A 7,941-nucleotide genomic window follows, 5' to 3' on the forward strand; every position below is an offset into this window, starting at 1 on the left:
TTTTTTGCACTTCCTGACAACGTGAGGACGACATGAACGACACCGCGGGCGCGGCGCTTTGCTCGACTTCATCGCGAGCCTCGAGGCGCCGAAGGGCTACGATACCGTCTACGCCAACAAGATGGCGCAGATGCCGAAGCCGCTCACCAGCATGACGCTGGCGAAGGTGATCCCAGACGGGCCGCGGCGCACGAAAGCCTTCGGCTCTTCAGCTTGCGGCTGCTACCAGTTCATGACGGCCACCCTGCAGGATCTCCGAAAGAAGATGGCCCTATTCGGGCACCAATCAGATTGCGCCAGACTTCCAGGATCGACTGGCGCTGCGGCTTCTGTGGCTCAGGGGCTACGACAAGTTCATTGCCATCACAGTCATCGACACCGCGGGCTGGCAGATCATCGTCCTGCTCAAGCCGGGGTTGAACCTCGTCGGCTCGCAGCTCACCAAGGCATCGGCCGGTGTCGCTACGTACTAAAATAAAGACTATGATCGAATTCATTCAAAATCTTAGTCGACGGCACAACCTCAATTTCGCTGAACAACTTTTCGATCGCCTTCAGATCGTTGGGCATGGAATGGTATTCGCGCACAATCGAATGATAATTATCGTTCAACACAGTTGAGAATGGATCCAGATTAGTCACAAAAACAATTCCCGTGGGCGGACAATCGACGCAAACAATGCGCAAATCTGGTCGATAACGCTGAAGAATGGGAACAATCTTCCATACGTCTCCTGTCCACCACATGTGGAACAGCCCGCCGGCGCCCGCCGCGACCGCAGAGCTTTCATCCCGGATCGCCATCTCTGCGTTAAGAGGAAGGCAATCGTGCATCCCAATCAATGTACTTTTGCGCGAGATTCGCTCTGTATTATAAAAATCTCGCAGCAAAAACTCAAATGTATGCATCCCATCCAAGAATGCCAAATCCGGCTCCCCCCCTGCAATCTCATGATATTGATAACGGCTGAAAAACTCATCGCTTCCAACACGAATCAGCGTGCAAATATTCTTGTTTGCAGAAATATTTGAATCAATATCAAAAAAAGGATCTACGCCGACCGCATAATTTGCGTGTATTTTCGATAAGAGTCGGCCGCGCTGAACGCCTATCTCCAAATATCTATTCACACAGCGCTTGCGAGAGAGAATCGATAGAAAATCAGAGTATAGAATACCACAATGTTCTGCAGGGATTACGGCTGACATACTATAAATCTCCCGCCAAAGCCTATATAGTCGCTTATCTGATGCTCTTAACATTTGAGCGGTCGAGATTACTGTCCAAGCAAAATATTTGCAACACTCTTTCTCGGAGGGTTGTTTGGCCCGCGAGGTCAGGCTCTTTAAAGTATTAGATGTATTGCAATCGAATTTTATCCCAAAACTCGCGAAATTTGAGGCGCTATCAAGCAGGCTGAGCAGTACCCGCGCGCTTCGCATAGCTGGTGCTGGGCGGGCGCCTAGGTCTTCCGTACTTCACGATTACACGCCGACTCGGGATGGGTTGGTCGGATGATCGAGCGTTGACCGAACAAATTCACAAGCGGGGTTAAGCCCGCAGGTAGCAGCCCGCTCTGGTGGCGGCCCTTCGACCACTGGAGATTCATCATGGCATCGGCCGCTTCCATCGCGGACGCATTCGCACGCCTGAACCGCACCGGGTTTTCCGGAGGCCGTTTGGTTTGGGTCAGGCGGCCAAGGCTTGGACCTTGGCCTGAGCATAGTAGCGCGCTTCCGCTTCGGCGGGAGGCACGTTGCCGATTGGTTCGAGCAGCCTGCGGTGGTTGAACCAATCGACCCATTCGAGCGTGGCGTATTCGACCGCCTCGAACGATCGCCACGGCCCGCGTCGATGGATCACCTCCGCCTTGAACAGGCCGATGATCGTCTCGGCCAGAGCATTGTCGTAGGAATCCCCGACGCTACCGACGGAGGGCTCGACGCCCGCCTCGGCGAGGCGCTCGGTGTAGCGTATGCTCACGTATTGCGACCCGCGGTCGGAATGGCAGACGAGGCCGCTGCCGGCGAAGGGGCGGCGTTCGTGCAGGGCCTGCTCCAGAGCATCGAGCACGAAGTCTGCCCGGGCCGAGCGCGACACACGCCAGCCGACAATCCGGCGGGCGAAGACGTCGATCACGAAGGCCGCGTAGACGAAGCCGCCCCAGGTGGCCACGTAGGTGAAATCCGCCACCCACAGCCGGTTCGGGCCCTCGGCCTTGAACTGCCGATTGACCCGATCGAGGGGGCAAGCTGCCGCCGGATCGGGAACGGTGGTGCGGACCCTGCGTCCCCGGACGACGCCGGCTAAGCCCAGCGTCCGCATCAGCCGCGCCACCGTACAGCGCGCCACCACGATCCCCTCGCGGGCGAGTTGCCGCCAGACCTTGCGCACGCCGTAGACTCGGAAGTTCGCCTCGTACACGCGCCGGATCTCGGCCGAGAGCACCGCGTCGCGCCTGGCGCGGGCCGGCAGCCTCTCGGGCTCGGAACGCCGCGCGGCATGGGCGTGGTACGTCGACGGGGCGATCGGCAGCACCCTGCAGATCGGCTCGACCCCGTAGAGCGACCGGTGATCGTCGATGAAGGCGATCATGTCCGCGACCGGCGGTCGAGCTCCGCCAAGGCAAAATAGGCGCTCGCCTTCCTCAGGATCTCGTTGGCCTGCCGGAGCTCGCGGTTCTCCCGCTCCAGCGCCTTGATCCGCTCGCGCTCGTCCGTGGTCGGCCCGGCCCGAACGCCTTTGTCGCGTTCAGCCTGGCGCACCCAGTTGCGCAGCGTCTCACCCGAGCAGCCAATCTTGGCGGCGATCGAGCGGATCGCTCCGTACTGCGTGTCGTGCTCGCCCTGGTGCTCCAGCACCATCCGCACCGCGCGCTCGCGGACCTCAGGGGAGAAGGGTCGGATATGCTTCGTCATGGCTCCAGTCTCTCAAGAGTTGGAGCCTCCGAAAATCCCGGCGCGGTTCAGCCTGCGCGCCGCCGGTTTCGTTGGCCGGGCGACAATGCTCTTAGACCTCGACTTGCCGAGGGTCGGTTACACCACCGGCGTCGGCGAGGACGAAATTCACGCCGTAATCGACGTCGAGGCGGCCGGCAACGGCTTCGACAAGCTCAAGCGGCCGAAGATGCTGTTCGAGCCGCATCGCTTCTACGCCAACCTATCGGGCGAGAAGCGCGCGGGCCGTCTCGCTCGGACTCGCATATCCGGCTTGGAAGCGGGAGTACCCGGCAGACAGCTAGCCGCGGCTGCATCAGGCCATGGCCATCGACGAGTCTGCCGCCCTGAAGTCGGCCTCCTGGGGCCTCGGTCTGATCATGGGTGAACCGCCCGGCTCCGGCCGCGGCGGTTTTTTCGTGGCTCAGCGTCCGCCCGGGCTCGAACTTGACGCCCCGCCTTCCAGGCTCGATCCAACGCTTCCAGAGAGCTGGCTCGGGGTGCCCAGCTGCTGTCCGTTTGGGCTCGTGTTGAGGTCACTATCCGGCCGCGCAAGCCCGCCCGGCGATGGATTGGTTGACTCAGCCACACCAAACTCTGGGCGGCCGCCGGCCAAGGGGATCACTACCCGGTCAGGGCGGATCGTCGTCTCGCACAACCCCTGACAGATCGGAACCATGAGGTCGGTCGGCTGACAGATCGCCTTCATCTCCCCCCGGATGCACGTGCAGCGGCACAACGCCGAGGCGGGGGCGGGCAGCGCCAGCAGAGCGGCGGCGAGCAGCAGTGAGCGCATTGTGGCCTATCCCGGTGCCCGCGGTGGGCGACGATGGCTGATAGCACAAGCGGCCGTTGGCTGGGATGCCCGCGCGGCCGGGGGTCCATCAGCCGCAGGTCGGCTGTGATCGCCTCAGTGCCAGACGCCCTTCTGGCCCGCGGCTTGGCAATTCCTCCCAGGGATTCACTCAGCCCCGCCGGCACCGCCGCGCGGGGCTTGTTCGTGCCTCGAAACGGCGGCAACTGCCACCTGGCCGCAGGATTGGCCGCCTGATCAAACCGACCGGGAACTACGCTAGAACGTCGCCTCTGCTCATCGCGAGGTTGGCCATGCGTCCCGTTCTGCCCATCCTAGTCCTCGCCGGCGCTTTCGTAACAAGCGCGGCGTCTGGACGCGAACCCTTTGCAGACCCTGCACAGCGCAGCGGCGGCGTCGGCAACTCTGCACCCGGTTGTGTGAACGTCCTTGACTATGGTGCTGTGGCTGATTTTCGAGATGGGGTGGGGCGTGACAATACCTCCGCTTTCCAGTCTGCCGCCGATACAGCCATTCGTCACGGCCGTTCGGTCTGCGTGCCCGCTGGAGCTTACTTCCTGGCCACCGGGTTTCGGATCGAGCAGGTGGACTCAACTGATGACGCCACGCCGCGGCCCTCGATCGTGGGCGATGGGGACGGAACCACGCGCCTCGTGTTCGGGCCTGGGGAGTTCGCCGGCATCGCGTATACGGCAGGAAAAACCGGTGCTGGTCCTCACGTTTACGCGGCGATCCGCGGCCTCCGCCTTGAGAAGGCCGATCACAAGGGCTCAGCCCTGCGCCTGACCCGCACCGCTTTTATCTCAATCGAGCGTGTGACCGCCGTGGGCTGGAAGGTCGGGTTGGAGGGCATTGATCTGCTCCTCTCAAGTGCGCGCGACGTTAGCCTCCGCTTCAATCGGTACGGGACGACGCTGCGTCGAGGCACCTTCTCACAACCGAACGCGGTAGCCTTTACCGACGCGCGGATCGACAGCAACAGCGAGTGCGGCATTCTAGCCAGCCATCCGACCCTGCTGTCCGTGCAAGGTGGAGAGATCGGCGGCAATGGTATGGGTGGCGTGAGCGACCGCCGTGGTGGCATCGTCATCGACGGAGGCCCATTAGAAGGCGGCGTCGGGCTCGTGGTCGATCATGCATACTTCGAGGGCAACGCTGGCGTCGCCGACGTGCTGATCCTGGCCGAAGGCGCCCCTGGAGTTCACGTCGTGCGCGCCTCGACTTTCAACCGGATTAGCGCGAAGGATTTCGCAACTAACATGATCCGGATATCGGGTTCGGCGCTGGTCAAGGTCAGTCTCGAGGCCAACGCGTTTAAGCGGTTGGGCGACTACGCTCCGAACCCGAGCCGCCCTTATGTTGATATGTCGGGCGCCACGCATCCGGGGTCCACCCTGGTGCTCGCGCCGTCGAATTTGATGGACGACCCGGATACGGAGGGAGCGCTCCGCTTACCAGCGGCTCGGCGCTGACGCTGTTCCGCCGTCTGGCCTGTATGGTCCCGGGATGTGGTGTGACGGATTGAGCCTGAAGCGTTCGGGCTCTTTAGTCCAGACCTGGAGGACATGCTCGTAGGGCGTAAGGCCGCGCAGGGTCTTCAGCCGACGGGCATGGTTGTAGGCGTCGACGAACAGCTGGAGGTGCGCCCGGAGCTGTTCGTGGGTCTCGTAGTGGTAGCGCTTGACCGTGGCATCCTTGATGGTGCGGTTCATCCGCTCGACTTGACCGTTGGTCCACGGATGGTTGGGCTTGGTCAGGCGATGCTCGACGCCGTGCTCGTGGCAGACGCGATCGAACATGTGGCGGCTGTAGAGAGCTGTCGGGCCTGAGCGGTTGCGCGGGGCATGGCAGAACTGGACGCCGTTGTCGGTCAGCACGGTGTGGATTTTGTACGGCACGAACGCGACCAGCGCGCGAAGGAAGTCCGATGCCGTGTAGCGGTTCGCTTCAGCTTCCAGCTTGACGAAAGCCAGCTTCGAGGTTCGGTCGATGGCTACAAACAGGTAGAGCTTGCCCTCTTCTGTCCTGACCTCTGCGATGTCGATGTGCATGTAGCCGATGGGGTAATCGGCGAAGCGCTTCTTCTTGGGCTTGTCGCCCTCCATCTCGGGCAGGCGGCTGATGCCGTGCCGCTCAAGGCAACGGTGCAGCGACGAGCGGGTCAGGTGTGGGATCGTGGGCTGCAGGCCGTAGAGGCAGTCGTCCAGCGGCAGCAGGGTATGCCGGCGGAAGGCGACGATGATCGCCTCATCCTCAGGTGTCAGGACCGTCGACCGAGCTTCTTTCGGCCCCATGGCGGCATCGGCCGTCGACTGCCGTCCGCGCCATTTCTGGATCGTCGTCGGGCTGACGCCGTAGCGCTTGGCCGCCGCTCTCACGCTCTCTTGACGTAGCTGTATTGCGCGACGGACCGCCTCCGTCGTGCGGGCGCTGCCGGGGACTGTCAGGAATTTCGTGTGGGGGCGGCCATAGTGGATCCGACGGAGGTTCCCGATGGCACGACGCAAAGCACCCCGTATTCCTGATGCGATCCTGGACCAGCTTCTGGCCGGCGCGGATCCGAAGACGGCCTTCGAGGCCGACGGTCTGCTGGACGCGTTGAAGAAGGCTCTGGCCGAGCGGGCGCTCAACGCCGAGATGGACCACCATCTGGCGGGCGAGGACGCTGGCAACACGCGCAACGGCTATGGCCGCAAGACGGTCACGACCGAGACGGGCCGGATCGAGCTGGCGATCCCGCGCGACCGGCAGGCGACGTTCGATCCGCAGCTGATCGCCCGGTATCAGCGCCGCTTTCCCGGCTTCGACGACAAGATCGTGTCGATGTACGCGCGCGGCATGAGCACCCGGGAGATCGTCGCGCACCTGCGCGAGCTCTACGGGATCGAGGTCTCACCCGACCTGATCAGTGCGGTGACCGACGCGGTTCTGGAGGAGGTCGCCGCCTGGCAGGCCCGGCCGCTGGAGCCGGTCTACCCGATCGTGTTCTTCGACGCCCTGCGGATCAAGGTGCGTGACGAGGGCGTCGTCCGCAACAAGGCCGTCCACATCGCGCTGGGCGTGCGCGCCGACGGCTCCAAGGAGATCCTCGGCCTGTGGCTGGAGCAGAACGAGGGCGCCAAGTTCTGGTTGCGGGTCATGAACGAGCTCAGGAACCGCGGCGTCGAGGACGTGCTGCTGGCCGTGGTCGACGGCTTGAAGGGCTTCCCCGATGCGATCCGGGCGGTGTTCCCCGAGGCGCTGGTTCAAACCTGCATCGTGCACCTCCTGCGCCACAGCCTCGACTTCGTGTCCTACAAGGACCGCAAGCTCGTAGCCGCCGCGCTGAAGGACATCTATCGGGCCCTCGATGCCGCGGCCGGCGAGGCGGCCTTGGCGGCCTTCGAGACGAGCGAATGGGGTCGGCGCTACCCGGCCATCGCCCAGAGCTGGCGGCGGGCCTGGGGCGAGGTGATCCCGTTTTACGCCTTCCCCGGCGAGGTTCGCCGGATCCTGTACACCACGAACGCCATAGAGGCCCTGAACGCCACGCTGCGCCGGGCCGTGCGCGCCCGCGGTCACTTCCCGACCGACGAGGCCGCGTTGAAGCTGCTCTACCTGGTCTTGAACCGCTCCGAGAAGGCGTGGAAGATGGGACCGCGTGAGTGGGTCATGGCCAAGGCGCAGTTCGCCGTCATCTTCGGTGAGCGCTTCACCAGGGCCATGGCGGCCTGATGTTCAACCCGCCGCCCGCACACGGAATTCCTGACACTCCCGCGCTGCCGTGGAGAATTTGGCCCATAGCGCATCCCTCGCCGCATGGTGGTCAACCGTACCACCACATCGCGGGATCAAACAGCTAGGTAGGGAACTCATACAACCAATTGCTGTCGCTTGCGTTTTCTTCCTGAGTTTGAGGTTTCCAGCGCAGGAGGATCGCGATGGCACGGTTGTTCTGGCTTTCGGATGAAGCCTGGGCGCGGATCGAGCCACATCTGCCTCACGGCCAACCGGGTAAACCTCGGGTCGACGATAGGCGGGTGATCAGCGGCATCCTGCATGTGCTGAAGGTCGGCTGCCGCTGGCAAGATACGCCCTCCGCCTACGGCCCGCACACCACGATCTACAACCGCTACAACAGGTGGTCCCAGCGCGGTGTCTGGCAGCGCCTGTTTGCCAAGATCGCAGCCACAGGCCCTGTCCCCGACGAG

8 protein-coding genes and 1 other annotated feature are annotated in these 7,941 nt (G+C 62.9%); of the genes, 5 read left to right on the forward strand and 3 right to left on the reverse strand.

What is annotated here, in order from left to right:
* Positions 1-462: 462 nt before the first annotated feature.
* Entirely contained in the window at positions 463-1,209 is a 747-nt protein-coding gene (locus tag BM419_RS28935) for a class I SAM-dependent methyltransferase (RefSeq protein ID WP_091928475.1), read from the reverse strand.
* A 481-nt stretch (positions 1,210-1,690) separates the two neighbouring features.
* Positions 1,691-2,919 (reverse strand): IS3 family transposase gene (locus BM419_RS28940; protein ID WP_091928476.1). Its coding sequence is split into 2 segments (ribosomal slippage): positions 1,691-2,631 and positions 2,631-2,919, totalling 1,230 coding nucleotides; the frame shifts between segments, so codons are not numbered across the junction.
* Positions 2,522-2,638 (reverse strand) — a sequence feature (AL1L pseudoknot). Its footprint overlaps the gene before it by 117 nt.
* Before the next feature lie 85 nt (positions 2,920-3,004).
* Between BM419_RS28940 and BM419_RS33325 the strand changes: the two genes are divergently transcribed.
* The 3 genes from BM419_RS33325 (at position 3,005) to BM419_RS28955 (ending at position 5,223) form a co-directional block, all read left to right on the forward strand.
* Positions 3,005-3,325, forward strand: coding sequence for an N-acetylmuramidase domain-containing protein (locus tag BM419_RS33325; protein ID WP_280141978.1), 321 nt, complete (start codon positions 3,005-3,007; stop codon positions 3,323-3,325).
* A complete protein-coding gene (locus BM419_RS33330) occupies positions 3,261-3,602 on the forward strand; it encodes a hypothetical protein (protein WP_280141977.1) in 342 nt (113 codons plus the stop codon). Before BM419_RS33325 ends, BM419_RS33330 begins: the two co-directional genes overlap by 65 nt.
* Positions 3,603-4,044: 442 nt before the next feature.
* Positions 4,045-5,223, forward strand: coding sequence for a hypothetical protein (locus BM419_RS28955; protein ID WP_139257157.1), 1,179 nt, complete (start codon positions 4,045-4,047; stop codon positions 5,221-5,223).
* On the opposite strand, the gene BM419_RS28960 is transcribed toward BM419_RS28955, so the two are convergent.
* The gene (locus BM419_RS28960) at positions 5,203-6,198 is read right to left on the reverse strand and encodes an IS481 family transposase (RefSeq protein ID WP_091928481.1); all 996 of its coding nucleotides are present in this window, start codon (positions 6,196-6,198) and stop codon (positions 5,203-5,205) included. The genes BM419_RS28955 and BM419_RS28960 overlap by 21 nt on opposite strands.
* A gap of 46 nt (positions 6,199-6,244) precedes the next feature.
* Between BM419_RS28960 and BM419_RS28965 the strand changes: the two genes are divergently transcribed.
* Both BM419_RS28965 and BM419_RS28970 read left to right on the forward strand, forming a co-directional pair.
* Complete coding sequence (locus BM419_RS28965) at positions 6,245-7,465, forward strand: IS256 family transposase (protein WP_091928478.1); 1,221 nt, start codon at positions 6,245-6,247, stop codon at positions 7,463-7,465.
* Between the two features lie 206 nt (positions 7,466-7,671).
* The coding region (locus BM419_RS28970; RefSeq protein ID WP_139257158.1) for a transposase at positions 7,672-7,941 on the forward strand (270 nt) is incomplete at its 3' end.

Origin of the sequence: Methylobacterium sp. yr668, from assembly GCF_900116245.1 — a bacterium.
Classification (GTDB): domain Bacteria; phylum Pseudomonadota; class Alphaproteobacteria; order Rhizobiales; family Beijerinckiaceae; genus Methylobacterium.